Annotated in this window: 16 protein-coding genes; 15 read left to right on the forward strand and 1 reads right to left on the reverse strand. The window is 38.1% G+C overall.

All coding sequences use genetic code 11. From position 1 onward, the window contains the following. Nucleotides 1–275 precede the first annotated feature (275 nt). The 14 genes from WCV66_RS06425 (at nucleotide 276) to WCV66_RS06490 (ending at nucleotide 16,205) form a co-directional block, all read left to right on the forward strand. Nucleotides 276–1,247 carry an ABC transporter substrate-binding protein gene (locus WCV66_RS06425; RefSeq protein ID WP_338788330.1) on the forward strand — a complete coding sequence of 324 codons (972 nt, stop codon included), beginning with the start codon at nucleotides 276–278 and terminating at the stop codon, nucleotides 1,245–1,247. Nucleotides 1,248–1,312: 65 nt separating this feature from the next. Further along, nucleotides 1,313–2,869 (forward strand): sugar ABC transporter ATP-binding protein, encoded by a 1,557-nt coding sequence (locus tag WCV66_RS06430; RefSeq protein WP_338788331.1) that lies wholly within the window; start codon nucleotides 1,313–1,315, stop codon nucleotides 2,867–2,869. 6 nt (nucleotides 2,870–2,875) lie between these two features. After that, the gene (locus WCV66_RS06435; RefSeq protein ID WP_066329286.1) at nucleotides 2,876–3,862 is read left to right on the forward strand and encodes an ABC transporter permease; all 987 of its coding nucleotides are present in this window, start codon (nucleotides 2,876–2,878) and stop codon (nucleotides 3,860–3,862) included. Nucleotides 3,863–3,969: 107 nt separating this feature from the next. Then, nucleotides 3,970–4,137, forward strand: coding sequence for a hypothetical protein (locus WCV66_RS06440; RefSeq protein WP_157094321.1), 168 nt, complete (start codon nucleotides 3,970–3,972; stop codon nucleotides 4,135–4,137). A gap of 133 nt (nucleotides 4,138–4,270) precedes the next feature. Next, on the forward strand, nucleotides 4,271–5,857 hold the full coding sequence (locus tag WCV66_RS06445) for a peptide chain release factor 3 (RefSeq protein WP_066329283.1): 1,587 nt from the start codon (nucleotides 4,271–4,273) through the stop codon (nucleotides 5,855–5,857). 343 nt (nucleotides 5,858–6,200) lie between these two features. After that, nucleotides 6,201–6,641 carry a GNAT family N-acetyltransferase gene (locus WCV66_RS06450; protein ID WP_338788332.1) on the forward strand — a complete coding sequence of 147 codons (441 nt, stop codon included), beginning with the start codon at nucleotides 6,201–6,203 and terminating at the stop codon, nucleotides 6,639–6,641. A gap of 33 nt (nucleotides 6,642–6,674) precedes the next feature. Then, the gene (locus WCV66_RS06455) at nucleotides 6,675–6,908 is read left to right on the forward strand and encodes a CsbA family protein (protein WP_338788333.1); all 234 of its coding nucleotides are present in this window, start codon (nucleotides 6,675–6,677) and stop codon (nucleotides 6,906–6,908) included. Between the two features lie 411 nt (nucleotides 6,909–7,319). After that, on the forward strand, nucleotides 7,320–9,305 hold the full coding sequence (gene uvrB, locus WCV66_RS06460) for an excinuclease ABC subunit UvrB (protein ID WP_066329276.1): 1,986 nt from the start codon (nucleotides 7,320–7,322) through the stop codon (nucleotides 9,303–9,305). 7 nt (nucleotides 9,306–9,312) lie between these two features. Continuing rightward, nucleotides 9,313–12,186 (forward strand): excinuclease ABC subunit UvrA, encoded by a 2,874-nt coding sequence (uvrA, locus tag WCV66_RS06465; protein ID WP_338788336.1) that lies wholly within the window; start codon nucleotides 9,313–9,315, stop codon nucleotides 12,184–12,186. Nucleotides 12,187–12,340: 154 nt separating this feature from the next. Then, entirely contained in the window at nucleotides 12,341–12,664 is a 324-nt protein-coding gene (locus tag WCV66_RS06470; protein WP_066329272.1) for a DUF4870 domain-containing protein, read from the forward strand. Between the two features lie 266 nt (nucleotides 12,665–12,930). Beyond that, nucleotides 12,931–14,016, forward strand: a complete 1,086-nt coding sequence (locus WCV66_RS06475) for a DUF4097 domain-containing protein (RefSeq protein WP_338788337.1) — start codon at nucleotides 12,931–12,933, stop codon at nucleotides 14,014–14,016. An 11-nt stretch (nucleotides 14,017–14,027) separates the two neighbouring features. After that, nucleotides 14,028–14,225 (forward strand): PspC domain-containing protein, encoded by a 198-nt coding sequence (locus WCV66_RS06480; RefSeq protein ID WP_066329269.1) that lies wholly within the window; start codon nucleotides 14,028–14,030, stop codon nucleotides 14,223–14,225. 1 nt (nucleotide 14,226) lies between these two features. Continuing rightward, nucleotides 14,227–14,589 carry a phage holin family protein gene (locus WCV66_RS06485; RefSeq protein ID WP_066329268.1) on the forward strand — a complete coding sequence of 121 codons (363 nt, stop codon included), beginning with the start codon at nucleotides 14,227–14,229 and terminating at the stop codon, nucleotides 14,587–14,589. 113 nt (nucleotides 14,590–14,702) lie between these two features. Then, nucleotides 14,703–16,205: a metallophosphoesterase gene (locus tag WCV66_RS06490; RefSeq protein ID WP_338788338.1), complete on the forward strand. Its 1,503-nt coding sequence runs from the start codon at nucleotides 14,703–14,705 to the stop codon at nucleotides 16,203–16,205. Nucleotides 16,206–16,251: 46 nt separating this feature from the next. On the opposite strand, the gene WCV66_RS06495 is transcribed toward WCV66_RS06490, so the two are convergent. Next, nucleotides 16,252–16,947, reverse strand: coding sequence for an N-acetylmuramoyl-L-alanine amidase (locus WCV66_RS06495; RefSeq protein ID WP_338788339.1), 696 nt, complete (start codon nucleotides 16,945–16,947; stop codon nucleotides 16,252–16,254). 209 nt (nucleotides 16,948–17,156) lie between these two features. Between WCV66_RS06495 and hprK the strand changes: the two genes are divergently transcribed. Beyond that, nucleotides 17,157–18,092 carry an HPr(Ser) kinase/phosphatase gene (gene hprK / locus WCV66_RS06500; RefSeq protein WP_066329263.1) on the forward strand — a complete coding sequence of 312 codons (936 nt, stop codon included), beginning with the start codon at nucleotides 17,157–17,159 and terminating at the stop codon, nucleotides 18,090–18,092. Nucleotides 18,093–18,157 lie beyond the last annotated feature (65 nt).

An 18,157-nucleotide genomic window follows, 5' to 3' on the forward strand; every position in this document is an offset into this window, starting at 1 on the left:
AATGAGCGTAATATAATCAAAATCAATCAAAAGTAGTCAATAATAAGCGATATTAAATCTAAAACAACCAATAATAATCATCCTGTGAGTTAATCTTTTTGAAAAATATGTAAACGGTAACAACTACTCAACAGCACTTTTAACTGAACCGTAATTGAATGATTTAAGGAGGTGAAATAGTTATAGTTTTGTAAACGTTAACAAATTAGATTGCCAATGTTGTAATTCGTAAAAAAACGGTATTATAATTTTTTAATTTTCTAGGGGGTTCACAAATGAAAAAGAATGTAAAAAGCTTATTAGTGCTAGTGTCAATAATTGTAATGGCCTTAATGTCAGCTTGTAGTAGTGCTAGTGAATCATCAAACGAAGGAACTGGCGAGAAAAAAAGTGATGATCAGTTAAAAATCGGATTAACTGTAGGTACTTTAGCAAATCCATTTTTCGTTGCAATGGGAAAAGGTGCTGAGGAAGCAGGGAAGGAATTAGGTGCTGAGGTTCTTGTTGAAAGTGCTGAATATGATCTTGCAAAACAAACCTCGCAAATTGAAGACTTTATTACTAAAGATGTAGATGTCATTTTATTAAATGCTGTTGATACGAAGGGGATTGCTGCCGCAGTTCAACAAGCAAAGGGAGCAGGAATACCAGTAATCGCAGTTGATACAAATGCTGAAGGGGGCGTTGATGCAACAGTCACTTCAGATAACTACCAAGCTGGTAAACTTGCTGGTGAATATGTGGTTGAACAATTAAATGGCAAAGGAGACATTGTCATTATTGATGGACCTCCTGTTTCAGCCGTTGCCGATCGTATTAAAGGATTTGAGGATGTCATTAAAGATTCTGGAATAAAAGTAGTTGCGAAGCAAAATGGCGAGGGGAACCGTGAAAAAGCATTAACTGTTATGGAAAGTATTTTACAAGCAAATCCTTCTGGATCAATTGATGCTGTTTTTGCAATCAATGATCCTGAAGCAATCGGGGTAGAAATTGCTCAAGAGCAAGCTGGACGTAAGGATGAGTTTTTTGTAGTTGGCGTTGATGGTGCTCCCGAAGCAGCCGATGCCATGGCAAAAGAAGGAAGCACGATCATGGCGACTTCAGCTCAATCACCTAGCGAAATGGTGAAAAAGGCAGTTGAAATTGGCATGAAAGTGAAAAATGGGGAAGATGTTGAAGAGCTTATTAAAGTACCTGTTGAGCTTGTCACTCAGGATACATTAGATTCTTATCAGGGGTGGTAAGTCTTTAAACCAAAGGGGGACAGTCCCCGCCTGTGGGGACTGTCCCTAACAAGGGGTGATTACATATGGCGATTAAGGAAAAGGTAATAAAAAAGCAACACTCGATAAAAATGCCGGTACTGAATATGGAAGGAATAAGTAAAACCTTCTCAGGAGTAAAGGTGTTAAACAATGTGAGAATGGAACTTTATCCAGGTGAAGTACACGCATTAATGGGTGAGAACGGTGCTGGGAAATCAACGTTTATGAAAATCCTTGCAGGGATCCATTCTCCTGATCATGATGGCGGGACGATCTATTTAAAAGGTCAACCTATATCATGGAAGGATCCTGTTGATGCAAGGAACAAAGGAATAAGTGTAATTCACCAGGAGTTAAATCTCTCTCCTAATCTAACAATCAGTGAAAATATTTTAATGGGATCAACTTTTCCGAGAAACCGACTAGGAATGGTCAAATGGGATGAGGTACATGAACGTGCACAAAAGGTATTAGATTCGATGGGCTCTAATCTAAGTCCCCGTCAACTCGTATCAACCTTGAGTGTTGCACAACAACAAATGGTCGAGATCGCACGAGCGTTATCCTTTAAGGCAGAGGTTCTAATTATGGATGAACCAACAGCTTCGCTAACAGATAAAGAGATTTCGAAGCTGTTTCAAATTATTGCCGATTTGAAAAAACAAGGAGTTGCGATCGTTTATATTTCGCATCGGATGGACGAAATTTTTAAGATTTCTAATCGATACACTGTATTACGGGATGGGGAGTGGATCAGAAGCGGACCAATTGAAGAGACAAATCCCGACCACTTAGTCAAGCTTATGGTAGGTCGTGATCTAAAAGATTTATTTAATCGAACAAAGGTCTCTGAGGCGCCACTTTCATATGGGTCTACCCCAGTTCTTGAGCTGAAAAATGTATCTGACAACACCATAGTAAAGGATGTTTCATTCAAAATTTATCCTGGTGAAATTGTTGGTTTAGCAGGACTTGTAGGTGCAGGCAGAACAGAGCTGGTTAGAGCACTATTTGGTGTATCGACATTGAAGAGTGGAGAAATATACGTTGATGGAAAGCTTGTAAACATAAAATCGCCAATTAATGCGATGGCAAATGGAATTGCCCATGTTCCTGAAAGTCGGAAAGAACAAGGTTTATTCTTGTCGATGTCAGTAAAGGAAAATCTTTTAATGGCCGAATTGAAAAGGCATTCCAAATCAGGAATTGTTAATTGGAAACAGGTTAATGCCAGTGCCGACCAGTTTATCCAAGAACTAAATATAAAAATTGCCTCTCCCGAACAGCAGGTCTCAAACCTAAGCGGTGGTAATCAACAAAAGGTAGTCATTGCTAAATGGTTATCTATTTCACCAAAGGTTTTACTCCTCGATGAACCAACGCGAGGTGTTGATATTGGTGCAAAGACTGAAATACACAAAATTATCTCAAAGCTTGCAGATGAAGGTTTAGCAGTATTAATGATTTCTTCTGAGCTGCCAGAAGTTCTAGGGGTTAGCGATCGAATCCTTGTCATGAGTGAAGGAAAATTAACGGGAGAACTTTCGAGAGATGAAGCTACACAGGAAAAAATTATGCACTTAGCTACTAGAGGGGAGTAAAGAAAAATGAGGGTAAATACTCAAACCGCTTCACCATCTCAAAGCATTCAATTAGGCAAAATCTTTCATGCTTTATGGAATCGTCTTGGCATGATTATGATTCTATTATTATTATGTGTTGTTCTTTCGTTTACAGCACCAAACTTTTTAGATACAGCAAATATGTTAAATGTTCTAAAGCAGGTTTCGATTATTGCAATATTAGCAGCAGGAATGACGATTGTTATTTTAACAGGTGGAATTGATTTATCAGTTGGTTCGACAGTTGCCTTATCTGGCGTTATCTCTGTTATGGTTTCTGCTGCAGGAGTCAACCCAATTATTGCGATGCTATCAGGTGCAGCGGTAGGTTATGCAGTAGGACTTATTAATGGCTTTTTTACAGCAAAAACCAAACTACCTTCATTTATCGTTACATTAGGGAGCTTTACATATGTTCGTGGTCTTGCTTATGTCATAAGTGGTGGTTATCCAATTGTTTTGCAAGATGAAACCTTTAAATTTATTGGTGGTGGAGCTATTTTAGGAGTTCCTACACCGATCTATATCATGCTTCTTGTCTATGGTGTGATGTTTTTTGTTTTGAAATATACAATGTTTGGCCGTCATATTTATGCAATTGGTGGAAACGAAGAAGCAGCACGCTTAACAGGAATCAAGGTTGAAAAATCATTAATAAATGTTTATTCCATTAGTGGCTTATTAGCTGGTTTAGGTGGCGTTGTATTAGCAGGAAGATTGTATTCTGGGCAGCCAACTGCAGGACAAATGTATGAACTAGATGCCATTGCTGCGGTTATTTTAGGTGGAACAAGCTTAACTGGAGGAAAAGGTAGAATTCAAGGAACAATTATCGGGGTTTTAATCATGGGTGTGATTAGTAATGGGTTAACACTTATGGATGTTAATTATTATTGGCAATTAGTTGTAAAAGGCGGTGTGATTGTAGCGGCAGTGTTATTAGATCGTTTAAGAGGTAGTAGTGCTGCGTAAATGTCAGTTCATTATCAAGAAATAAATTTCCCCCCCAACAAAAACTTTTAGCATGTTTTTAGCGCGAAAACATATATATGGCTACAAGGATGATTGGGGGAAATGATATGAATGAAATCTTGTTTTTAATTGTCGCGCTTTTACTTTTAAGCCTTATTACAGGATTGAGAATGCTAATCCATGTATGGGGGAAAAAATATCGCTACAAAAGTTCATGGGATATGCTCTACTCTGATGGAGATCCTATCAGCAATTATAAAAGAAAAAAAGGGTAGGAAAGATGAAAAGCAGGGGCGAGCTCCTGTTTTTTTCTGTTTCAAAGAACAATTTCCATCTATATAGAAATTGTTCTTTCCTTATCTTTATAGTATATTTGAAACACGAATTTATTTAAAAGAGGTATTGCTAATGAGCTTACAACAGGAAATAAATAAACGACGTACGTTTGCTATCATTTCTCACCCTGATGCTGGTAAAACGACGTTAACAGAGAAGTTATTATATTTTGGTCAGATTATTCGTTCTACTGGGACAGTAAAGGGAAAGAAAACTGGTAAATATGCTGCATCTGACTGGATGGAAATTGAGAAAAAACGTGGAATTTCTGTTACATCAAGTGTAATGAGCTTTCCATATCATGAGTTTCATGTAAATATTTTGGATACACCTGGACATGAAGATTTCAGTGAGGACACGTATCGTACATTAACAGCGGTTGATAGTGTAGTCATGATTATTGATTCGACAAAGGGTGTTGAGCCGCAAACGATTAAGCTTTTTAAGGTTTGTCGCATGAGAGGTATTCCAATTTTTACGTTTATTAATAAGTTAGATCGTGAAGGAAGAGAGCCATTAGAGCTTCTTTCTGAAATAGAAGAAGTACTTGGGATCGAGTCATACCCAATGAATTGGCCGGTTGGCAGCGGAAAACGATTTTTAGGAATTTACGATCGTTTTAATGATCAATTTGTCCGTTTTAAAGGTGATGAGGAAGAGGAAGTTTTCCCTATCAGTGAAATTGCCAACCATGGATTAGCAGATGAACCTGTTTATCAAGATACATTAGGTGAAATCGAACTCCTTGAAGAGGCTGGAAATGAGTTTACAACTGAGCGTGTTCAAAAAGGCGAGCTTACACCTGTCTTTTTTGGTAGTGCTTTAGCTAACTTTGGTGTACAAACCTTTTTTGATACATTCCTACAATTTGCTGCACAGCCACAGCCACGTAAAACAGACCAGGGCTTGGTAGAACCAGAAAAGGATCAATTCTCAGGCTATATCTTCAAGATTCAAGCGAATATGAACCCGGCTCACCGTGATCGTATTGCCTTTTTCCGTGTGTGTTCAGGTAAGTTTGAGCGTGGAATGAGTGTAAACCTAAGTCGTACAAATAAAACGATTAAGCTGAACCAAACACAAGCCTTCATGGCAAAAGACCGTGATACGGTGGATGAAGCTTATCCTGGAGATATCATTGGAATTTATGATCCAAATATTTATCAAATCGGGGATACGTTAATAGAAGGAAAAGGGCAGTATCATTATGAAGAGCTCCCACAATTTCCACCTGAACTATTTAAACGAGTTCAAGCGAAAAACGTCATGAAGTCGAAGCAATTCAGAAAAGGAATTGAACAGCTTGTTCAAGAAGGTGCCATTCAGTTATTTAGACAGGAACTAAATGATTCAATGATCCTTGGTGCAGTTGGTCAGCTCCAGTTTGAAGTGTTTGAATACCGGATGAAGGCTGAATACAATGTCGATATCGAGTTCACATCACTTGGAGAACGAATTCCTCGATGGATTAAAAGTGAAAAGTTTGAAAAACGTTTCTTCGATTCAAGAAGCATGCTAGTCCGCGACCGTTTTGGTGCCTATGCTGTTCTTTTTGAAAATGAATTTACACTAAGATACTTCCTAGAAAATCAAAAGGAAATAGAGTTAGTTGATCTTTTAGAAGAGAATGACTACCAAGGTGTCACATCACAAAAATAATGTTTATGGCTAATTCTTCGGAGTTAGCCTTTTTAAATTAGGCCGTTTTCGCAAACTTTGTTGCTATATACCAAGTGAAGCGGTCTGGTTGATTGCAGCGAGAGTTGCTCGCTTTCCGCGGGGCGGGCGGTGAGCCTCCTCGGCGTAAACGCCTGCGGGGTCTCACCTGTCCCGCTACTCCCGCAGGAGTCTCACACTTCCGCTCCAATCAACCTAATAAGTTTTCGTTTTTAAAAGCAAAGTCTCTTAGACGAGCCGTTAATTTAATGTGTTTTTAAAATAGAACATGGTATGATTATTTGTGAAATCATACATAGTTTTAATCAGAAGCGAGGGATGCTAGTTGAAAATTTTTCGAGCCGCTTTGAAAGAGATAGATCTTGTGTCAACCTTATTTAATGAGTACAGAATTTTTTATGGCAAGCAAGCTGATCTTGAAGGAGCAAAGACCTTTATTGAAGAACGTATGAGATTTAATGAATCCGTTATTTTTCTAGCAATGGATGGAGAAAGTCCAATGGGGTTTGTTCAACTGTATCCCATTTTCAAATCAGTAGGTATGAAACGTAAATGGCTGCTTAATGATTTATTCGTAGCCGAAACATATCGTCGCCATGGTGTTGGTAAAGCATTAATGAATCAGGCAAAAGAGTTTGCTTTAGAAACAAAAGCTGCTGGAATTCTTTTAGAAACAACAAAGGATAATACAAAGGCTCAAGCTCTTTATGAACAGTTAGGCTATGTGAAAGAGGATGCCGTATTTTTCTACAACCTTTCTCTGTAACATCCAAACTATTTTTCGAATAGGAGATCAATAATGGTTTTAAAAGTTATATTAGCGTTATTCCTTCCGTTTTTACTCGTTATCCTCTTTACTAGAGTGTGCTATAACCACTATGTTGGTACATCCTTAACAGCGGCTCTACTTATAGCTTCATATGTAAGAGGTTTTACAGACGATCCGCTTATCATTGCATTGGACATTATCTCACTTGTCGTAGGATATTTATATGCGCGAAAAATGAAAGCAGAGTTAATAAGGAAGAAATAGGTTTGAGTATCGTCAAAAGTAGATATACTTAATAGAGAGATGGGAGCTACCTGGTGGTGCTCTTTTTTCTTTGGTTGAAGGTAAAGGATGGAGTAGTTGCAAGATTATGAGCGGAATTTGCAAGATTATCATGAAAAGTTGCAAGATTATGAGCAGAAGTTGCAAAATTTCATCCAAAGTTGCAAGATTTCCCCAAGTTTGCAAAATTCTAAGCTAAAGTTGCAAGATTAACATAAAAAGTTGCAAAATCCAAAGCCAAACTTGCAAGATCAAATTAACGATCAACACCCGAATTACACCGATCTTACATACCTAAATAAAAAATACGAACTATAGTTCGTATTTTTAGTGTTTTTCCATATAAATGTGGTAAACTATTACTATTGAAACTTTCTGAATGGAGGCTTTTGCGTGAGCGAGCAATTTGAATTAGTCTCGAAATACAAGCCACAGGGTGATCAGCCTAAGGCGATCCAGTCATTAGTCGATGGAATTCAGCAAGGAAAAAAACATCAAACATTGCTAGGTGCAACTGGAACAGGTAAAACCTTTACTGTTTCAAATCTTATAAAAGAAGTGAATAAACCCACATTGGTTATTGCCCATAACAAAACATTAGCTGGGCAGCTATATAGTGAGTTCAAAGATTTTTTCCCAAACAATGCTGTTGAGTATTTTGTAAGTTATTACGATTATTATCAGCCTGAGGCATATGTTCCACAAACCGATACATTTATTGAAAAAGATGCAAGTATTAATGATGAAATCGATAAGCTCCGTCACTCAGCTACATCGTCTTTATTTGAACGTAATGATGTCATCATTATTGCCAGTGTTTCGTGTATCTATGGCCTCGGTTCTCCAGAGGAATATAAAGAGCTTGTTGTTTCTTTAAGAACAGGCATGGAAGTTGAAAGAAACCAGTTATTGAGAAAATTAGTTGATGTTCAATATGAACGCAATGATATAGATTTCCGCAGGGGTACTTTTCGGGTTCGTGGGGATGTTGTTGAGATCTTCCCGGTTTCCCGAGATGAGCAATGTATTCGCGTTGAGTTCTTTGGTGATGAAATCGACCGGATTCGTGAGGTCGACGCATTAACAGGTGAGATTTTAGGAGAGCGTGAGCATGTTGCGATTTTCCCTGCATCCCACTTCGTAACTAGAGAAGAAAAGATGGAGAAGGCCATCGTCAATATTGAAGCTGAGCTTGAGGAACGTTTAGCCATAATGCGCGAAAATGGCAAGCTTCTTGAGGCACAGCGTCTTGAGCAGCGAACAAGATATGACCTTGAGATGATGAGAGAAATGGGCTTTTGCTCAGGGATTGAGAACTATTCACGTCATTTAACACTTCGTCCAGCAGGCTCAACACCTTATACATTGCTTGACTTCTTTCCCGATGATTTCTTGATTGTCATCGATGAATCACATGTTACATTACCGCAAATCAGGGGTATGTTTAATGGTGACCAGGCTCGTAAGCAAGTATTGGTTGATCACGGCTTTCGCTTGCCGTCAGCTATGGATAACCGTCCACTTCGCTTTGAAGAATTTGAAAAGCATATTGAAAACATTGTGTTTGTTTCTGCAACACCTGGTCCTTATGAAATGGAACACACTCCAGAAATGATCGAGCAAATTATTCGCCCAACAGGACTTTTAGATCCAACCATTGATGTCCGTCCTATTGAAGGACAAATAGATGATCTAATTGATGAAATCCATGCTAGAGTGGCGAAAAATGAACGTGTACTAATCACAACACTAACGAAAAAAATGTCTGAAGACTTGACGAACTATTTAAAGGAAATTGGGATAAAGATAAATTATCTGCATTCAGAAATTAAAACATTAGAGCGGATTGAAATAATAAGAGAGCTTAGACTTGGTAAATATGATGTTCTTGTAGGGATTAACCTGTTAAGAGAAGGGCTAGATATTCCAGAGGTATCATTAGTCGCGATCCTAGACGCTGACAAAGAAGGATTTTTACGTTCAGAGCGTTCCCTTATCCAAACAATTGGTCGTGCAGCACGAAATGCAGCAGGGCATGTTATTATGTACGCAGATAAGATAACGAATTCAATGGAATTGGCCTTAAATGAAACGAAACGCCGCCGTGAAATTCAACAGGCATACAACGAAAAACATGGCATAACACCACAAACAATTCAAAAAGATATTCGTGAAGTAATTCGTGCAACAGTTGCAGCTGAAGAACTGGAAGAGTATGAAACATCGATCACGAAGAAATTGACAAAGATGACGAAAAAGGAACGAGACAAAGTCATTTCAGAAATGGAAAACGAAATGAAGGAAGCGGCAAAGGCTTTGAACTTCGAACGTGCTGCTGAATTACGTGATTTAATTTTAGAGCTTAAAGCGGAAGGATGAAACAATTATGGCAATGGAACATATCGTTGTGAAGGGAGCGCGTGCTCACAACCTAAAAAATGTAGATGTCACCATTCCGCGTGATAAGCTTGTTGTTTTAACTGGTTTATCAGGTTCAGGTAAATCTTCGTTGGCTTTTGACACCATTTATGCAGAGGGACAAAGACGTTATGTTGAATCCTTATCAGCATATGCGCGCCAATTCCTCGGACAAATGGATAAACCTGATGTAGATGCAATCGAAGGACTTTCACCTGCGATATCGATCGATCAAAAGACAACGAGTCGAAATCCACGTTCTACAGTTGGAACGGTAACGGAAATCTATGATTATTTACGTCTATTATTTGCAAGAGTTGGTCGACCAACATGTCCAATCCATGGAATTGAAATATCTTCGCAAACGATTGAACAGATGGTTGATCGGATACTAGACTATCCTGAACGAACAAAGCTTCAAGTTCTTGCACCGATTGTTTCTGGTAGAAAAGGGACACATGCTAAGGTATTTGAAGATATTAAGAAACAAGGTTATGTCCGTGTTCGTGTTGATGGTGAAATGCAGGAGCTATCTGATGAAATTGAATTAGAGAAAAATAAAAAACATTCGATAGAAGTTGTGATTGACCGTATTGTCGTCAAAGAAGGTGTTGCCTCTCGTTTAGCAGACTCCCTTGAATCAGCATTACGACTTGGTGAAGGGAGAGTTATAATTGATGTGATGGGTGAAGAAGAGCTGCTTTTTAGTGAGCACCATGCTTGTCCACAATGTGGCTTCTCGATAGGAGAACTAGAACCAAGAATGTTTTCATTTAATAGCCCATTTGGTGCTTGTCCTGAATGTGACGGACTTGGAACAAAGCTTGAAGTTGACTTGGATCTAATTATTCCGAATAAAGATCTTTCGCTTCATCAGCATGCAATTGCACCGTGGGAGCCGACAAGCTCACAGTATTATCCACAATTGCTTGAGGCAGTATGTAATCATTATGGAATTGATTTGGAAATTCCAGTTAAAGACATTCCAAAGCACTTGCTGGATAAAATTTTGTTTGGCAGTGACGGAGAAGAAATTTATTTCCGTTATGAAAATGATTTTGGACAAATTAGAGAGAACTATATTCAATTTGAAGGTGTTGTTCGAAATGTTGAACGACGATTTAAAGAAACGAGCTCAGACTATATCCGTGAGCAAATGGAAAAGTATATGGGTCAGCAAAATTGCCCTTCTTGTAAAGGATATCGTTTAAAGAAAGAGACGCTCGCTGTTTTAATAGATGGAAATCACATCGGTGAGATTACGAAGCTGTCTGTACAGGATTCCCTTATCTTTTTCGAACATGTTTCGCTATCTGAAAAGGAAAAGACCATTGCAAACCAGATCTTAAAAGAAATTAGTGAGCGCCTAGGGTTTTTAAATAATGTTGGACTCGATTATTTAACCTTGAATCGCGCAGCTGGTACTTTATCTGGTGGAGAGGCTCAGCGGATTAGGCTTGCCACGCAAATTGGCTCACGACTAACAGGTGTTTTGTACATACTTGATGAGCCATCAATTGGCTTACATCAACGTGATAATGATCGCCTGATTGGGACGATGCAAAACATGCGTGACATTGGCAACACGCTAATTGTTGTTGAACATGATGAAGATACAATGCTTGCTGCTGATTATTTAATTGATATTGGTCCAGGAGCAGGAATTCATGGGGGCCAGATTATTTCAGCAGGGACACCGGAAGAGGTTATGAATGATGCTAACTCGTTAACCGGTCAATACTTATTAGGTAAAAAGTTTATCCCATTACCATTTGAACGTAGGAAGCATGATGGGCGATATATTGAGATCAAAGGTGCCAAGGAAAACAACCTTAAAAACGTAAGTGTAAAGTTCCCTCTAGGTACATTTATTGCTGTAACAGGAGTATCAGGATCAGGAAAAAGTACATTAGTTAATGAAATTCTTCATAAATCACTTGCGCAAAAGCTTCACCATGCAAAAGCCAAGCCTGGTGAGCATAAAGAGGTAAAAGGAATTGAACACCTAGAAAAGGTAATTGATATTGATCAGTCTCCGATTGGTCGAACACCAAGATCAAATCCTGCGACATATACAGGTGTGTTTGATGATATCCGCGATGTATTTGCAACAACGAATGAAGCAAAAGTACGTGGATATAAAAAAGGCCGCTTTAGCTTTAATGTGAAGGGTGGACGATGTGAAGCTTGCCGTGGAGATGGAATCATTAAAATTGAAATGCACTTTCTTCCTGATGTGTATGTTCCTTGTGAGGTATGCCATGGCAAACGCTACAATCGTGAAACCCTTGAAGTTACCTATAAAGGGAAAAACATTTCAGACATTCTTGAAATGACAGTAGAAAATGCTGTGGAATTCTTTGAAAACATTCCGAAGATTAAACGTAAGCTTCAAACCATCTTTGATGTGGGCTTAGGCTATATCACACTAGGGCAACCTGCAACAACACTGTCCGGCGGTGAAGCACAACGAGTAAAGCTAGCTTCAGAATTACACAGACGCTCAACAGGCCGTTCCTTATACATTCTTGACGAACCTACAACAGGACTACATGTAGATGACATTGCTCGTCTCTTGAAAGTATTACAAAGACTAGTAGAAAACGGTGATACTGTATTAGTCATTGAACACAATCTAGATATTATTAAAGCGGCAGACTATCTTGTAGACCTAGGTCCGGAAGGTGGAGACAAAGGCGGACAAATCGTTGGCGTTGGAACACCAGAAGATATTATGAACAATGAGAAGTCCTACACTGGAAAATATTTAAAACCAGTAATTGAACGTGACCGTGACCGAATGAAAAAGTTAATTAAAGAGAAAGAGGAAGTTGCGCAGTAAAAAGTTGATTTCCTAAGGTATCCAGTTAGAGAGAGCATCGAAGTAACAATCGATGCTCTCTTTTTTTGAAATATATTTTAACAAACCTAAAAAATAAAATAGTGAAACCTCTCCAACTTTCATACGTATTAAAGATAAGGAGAGTGAAAAGAAATTGGATAAAACGAATAAAGCGCTAGCATCATTGAACTATTTTAGTGTGTTTTTTGCACCGTTTCTTTTGCCGATTGCGATCTATTTTATTGTCGACCATAGTGAAGTGAAGCAGCATGCTAAGAAGGCACTTATTTCTCATATTATTCCCTTTTTATCGGTGCTGGGCGTGATAGGGATGATTGTGTTTAGCGGTTTTTCTAATCCTTCTGAAGCAACCTTTTTAACCGTATTCTTCGGAGGTTTTCTTGTTGTTGGGTTAATTAATCTGATTGTTTTTATTTGGAACATTGTTAAAGGAATTAAACTCTTATCAGGAATATAAGCTTTTTTAGAAAGGCTGACTCGCAAACTTTGTTGCTATTTACTAAGTGAAGCGATGTGGTTGATTTCCGCTCCAGATGCTCGCTTTCCGCGGGGCGGGCGGTGAGCCTCCTCGGCGTAAACGCCTGCATGAGTCTCACCTGTCCCGCTACTCCCGCAGGAGTCTCGCACTTCCGCTCCAATCAACCTGAAATAGTTTTTGTTTTTAAAGTAACAATCTCTTAGAAAATAACCTTTAGAAAACGTTAAATCAGGGGAGGAAATATGATGAAAGAACAAAGAATACGAATTTTAAAACTTGTTGAAGATGGAAAGTTATCTGCGGACGAAGCATTGTCTTTAATTGAAGCTTTAGATCGTGATGAACAATTAAAAGAAGAAAAGATAACAGCATTATCAACAGAAGTCATTGATTTTAACCATGAAGATAATGCTAAACAAACCCATGAGAAGCAATCATCATTAGGTACGAAATTAATGGATTGGGTTGATACAGCGGTGAAAAGGGTAAAGGAGCTCGATCTTGATTTGAATTTTGGGAAATCGATTGATATCCACCATATCTTTCAATTTCAAGGTGCATCCTTTCATGACATCGATATCAATTTTCCAAATGGTAGTGTGAATATCCAACCATGGACTGAGCAGGATATTCGAGTAGAATGTGATGCGAAAGTGTACCGTGCAGAGAATATGGAGCAAGCACGACAAAGTTTCTTATCTGAAGTTGAATGTACACTAGAGGGAAATCGTCTTATTCTTCATTCTGATAAAAAGACAATGAAAATCAATGTCGTATTGTATGTTCCAGAACAAGCATATGATCAAATAAAGATAAAGCTGTTTAATGGTCCAATAAGAGGGGAAGATTTAAATGTAGACACTATCAAGGCAAAGACTGCAAATGGTGTATTATCATTCTCTTCTATTAATGGTAAGCATGGTGAGTTTGAAACAGCTAATGGTCAAATTAAGCTTTCAAATTCTAAGTATGAAAAGGTAGAAGTAGAATCGATCACTGGAATCATTCAGTTCAATGGATCTGCTGAGAAAATTGATGCACAAAGCTTTAATGGCAACCTTCAATTAACACTAGCAGATATGGCATGTGAAGCACTGTATGCAAAAACGACAACTGGGAATATTGAAATAAATGTCCCAGAGGAAAGCAAAGTTATAGGTGAGTTTAAATCCAACCTTGGTGCATTATCAGCACAACTAAAGGATATCGACATTTCACTTGAGAAGAATGAAACGATTCAAAAGGAATTAAGGTTCAGAACAGCAAAGGAGACAAAGCTTTCTATGTTTGCTGATTCGAAAACCGGATCAATTTTGACTAAAAATATGTAAGGGTGAAGAGTATGAAAAAATTACACCGATCTCGCTCAGATCGAAAGCTTTCTGGTGTACTTGGAGGCTTGTCAGATTATTTGGGTATTGATGCTTCAATATTAAGGATATTATTTGTCATATTGCTTATACCAACTGGATTTTTTCCATTAGGTATTATCTATATTGCGTGGATATTCCTTGTGCCAGAAGAATCGGACATTATTTAAGATGATGAGATGGCTAGTTAGCATTCTTGTGAATGCAGTCATATTAATTGTCGTTTCTGGCTACTTTGATTCATTCTACTTAAGTGGGATCGGAGCGGCTTTAGGGGCAAGCTTCATCTTATCGGTTTTAAATGTACTTGTTAAGCCGTTTCTCATTCTGCTAACATTGCCTGTAACAGTTGTAACTTTAGGGTTATTTCTCTTTGTCATTAATGCGGTCACCTTGATGATTACTGAGGGTCTTATGGGGGACGCCTTTAATATCGATGGTTTCAGCACAGCCATACTTGCAGCCGTTGTTATTTCATTGCTTCATCTGATGATCCAGAAGGCGATCATTGAGCCGCTGCAAAAAAATAAATAAACGTTTGTTTAAATTTGAGTAGAGAGTCTGTCTCGCTCTTTTTTTATAGGTAATCCGCGCTTTCTAATGGTAAAAAAGCTAATTTCTGCACATACTACCATTGGGTGAAAAGCATGTACAAATTTAACAGTGTTTTTTTTGTCATATGTATCATGATTCTAATCTTTATACCAACACATCTTGTGAAGAGTAACACGACAGATCTGGTTAGTGTTGAGATCAATGGGAAAAATTTTTATCATGCTCATCAATATACTTCCGCAAAAAAGAATCACATACTTGTTAGTGAAAATGCAACAAGTACTGAACCACCGAAAACTTTTGCCCCAAAAGGAGAAAAGGAATTTTCAACTAAAAAATACCTTGCGCTTAAGGAAAACGACAGTGAGTCAAATAAAACTAATTCAGTAAAAAAGTTTCCTTATCACCGTTTTGACGTTAAGGTGAATAATGATATACAACCATCAGATAATATTACTGTCCATTGGGAAGGAAAGTCTTTACCAGGAAGACAGGTAACAATGTATGGTTGGAATGTTGCGAAACAAAAGTGGCTGGAGATTGATCGGAAATTAGCCGGAAAATATCAGTTTGATCTTAATGGAACGGTCTCAGCTGGTGAATATGTAAAAGATAAAAAGATAAGTGTCATTGTTCAGGATCAAGTAGGATTATCACAGTCAAAAAGCTATGATTACTCTTTTGTCTGGATGTCTGATACTCAATATTATGCACAAGATCATCCTGCCGTGTTTAAGACATTAACAGAATGGATTTCACAAAATAAAGCTGTGATGAAAATTAAATATGTCTTTCATACTGGTGATATCGTCAATAAAGGTGGCGATGAGAGGCAATGGAAACGTGCTGATACTTACATGAATACATTAGACGTAGCGAAAATCCCGTATGGAGTACTCCCAGGGAATCATGATAAAGGTGACGACTTTAAGCAGTATGAGCGATATTTCGGAGAGAATCGATTTTATGAAAAATATTATTATGGTGAGTCGTATCAAAATAATCATGGCCATTATGATCTAATCTCTGCGAATGGTAAAGATTATGTTTTCCTTTATATGGGCTGGGATATCGAAGAAAAGGACATAGAGTGGATGAACAAGATATTAAAGCGTTATTCAGACCGTACAGCGATCTTAGCGTTGCACGAATACTTAGAAAAAAACGGTAAGAGAAGTCAACAAGGCAATGAAATTTTTGAAAAGGTAGTTGTACCAAACAAAAATGTTGTTGCGGTTCTTTGTGGACATTATCATAATAGTGAATTGTTAGTGGATGAAATTGATGATAATTTTGATGGGATTTTCGATCGTAAGGTTTATCAACTGCTTGCAGATTACCAAAAGGGACCTAAAGGTGGTAACGGCTTTATCCGTCTTCTTCATATTGATGAGGAGACGAATTCAATTGATGTTCAGACATACTCACCCCACCTGGATCAATATTTCTATTACGATCCCGATAAATACCCTGGTAAGGATGCATTTTCAATGGACATAGATGTAAAAAGAACGGAAAAAATGATTGCGACAAGTTACTTTGAAATAAATGTTTATAAGAAAATACGAGATGAAAAGGTTGTTTTTTCACCTTGAAAAAGCCAAATTCAAATAGCTGAATTTGGCTTTTTCGCAGGGTAGCTTAACTAGTCACAATGATAGCTTCATAACCCTTGCTTTTTAATTCCTCAGCAAGATTTTTTGCATTTTCCTTTTCGTTAAAAGCACCGACTTGCACCTTGAAAAAATCGTTTTCGGGAGTTGGATTTTCTATTTTACTCTTTCTTTTGAGCTTGTAATATGAAACAATCCCCTGAACAATCGCCTCTGCACATCTATTCCGATACTCACTTGTACGTAGTAGACCTGCTTCAGCTTTGTTGGTCATAAATCCACACTCACAAAGGATTGCTGTCATGCTTGTTGCTTTTAACACATGAAAATTAGCAGTCTTGACGCCACGATCTTTCCTAGAAGTTTCTTTTACAAGGTTAGCTTGGACAATTTTTGCTAATTCATAAGCAGCCTTAGGTTTCGATGAATAAACATATGTCTCGATACCAGCGGCTGACGTCCATTCTTTCCCGTTTCCATGTGCATTCGCATGAATTGAAACAAATAGATCAGCCTTCGCTTGATTTGCCTTAGCAGTCCTTTCACTTAATGGAATATCTTTTTTGTCTGAATGTGAAAATTGCACGGTTACATGTTCGTAGGTTGAAAAAAGTTTTTTCATTTCATTTGCAACAGCGCGATTAAATTCGTATTCCTTCATGCCATCTACCGTTCTTTTTCCAGGTGTATCGTACCCATGTCCTGCATCAATCATGATTTTCATCAATTTACCCTCCTATAAGTTTCTTCACTGTTTATATAGGGAGTTTAGTGCAGGAGAGTAGCGTTAAAGTAAAATAATATTTTGGAATGTTATGTTCTAATGCTAAAATATAAACAGAGTCTTTCTTAACATTTGAAAAGGAATACAAGGGTATATCCAAGCTTGTTATAAACTATAGTTAAAGCCCTTGTCATAAAGGAGGATAAATCGTGCCTAAAGTTCGCACAAAGGATCTTATTGATAAATTTAATTTTGAGGTAATTAGTGGAGAAGAGGGAATTAATCGACCAATCATTACAAGTGATTTGTCTCGTCCTGGTATTGAAATGGCTGGGTTCTTTACATATTATCCAAAGGAACGAGTTCAATTGCTCGGAAAAACTGAGCTTTCATTTTTTCATCAATTAACAGAACAAGAGAAAAAGCATCGAATGGACGAGCTTTGTACAGATGTTACACCTGCAATCATTCTTACGAGAGAAAATGAACCACCTGCTGAATTGATTGAAGCATCAAATCGTGATGGTGTCCCTGTTCTACGGTCACCTATGAAGACGACGCGATTATCTAGTCATTTAACAAACTTTCTCGAAGGAAAGCTAGCTCCAACTACTGCAGTACATGGTGTATTGGTAGATATTTATGGAGTCGGTGTATTAATAATTGGTAAAAGTGGTGTTGGTAAAAGTGAAACAGCTCTTGAGCTAGTCAAACGTGGTCATCGTCTTGTTGCAGATGATTGTGTTGAAATTCGTCAGGAAGACCAAGATACATTAGTTGGTAGCGCTCCTGAGTTAATTGAGCATCTTTTGGAAATTCGTGGGTTAGGGATTATCAATGTCATGACATTATTTGGAGCAGGTGCTGTTCGTAGCTTTAAGCGGATTACACTTGTCATCAACCTTGAGCTATGGGATCAAAATAAACAATATGATCGCCTTGGTCTTGAAGAAGACAAAATGCGAATTATTGATACAGATGTGACAAAGCTAACTGTTCCAGTTCGACCTGGACGAAATTTATCTGTCATTATCGAGGTTGCGGCAATGAATTACCGATTAAAGCGTATGGGTGTAAATGCTGCAGAGCAATTTACAAATAAGCTCGCTGGTGTCATAGAAGATGCTGATCGCGAGGAAGAATAGGATTTTGTTTTAGAAAGGGTCAGACCCCTCATATCTAAGGGTGTTGTTTTGAGGGGTCAGACCCT

This window comes from Metabacillus rhizosphaerae, from assembly GCF_037201795.1.
Taxonomy (GTDB): Bacteria; Bacillota; Bacilli; order Bacillales; family Bacillaceae; genus Metabacillus; species Metabacillus rhizosphaerae.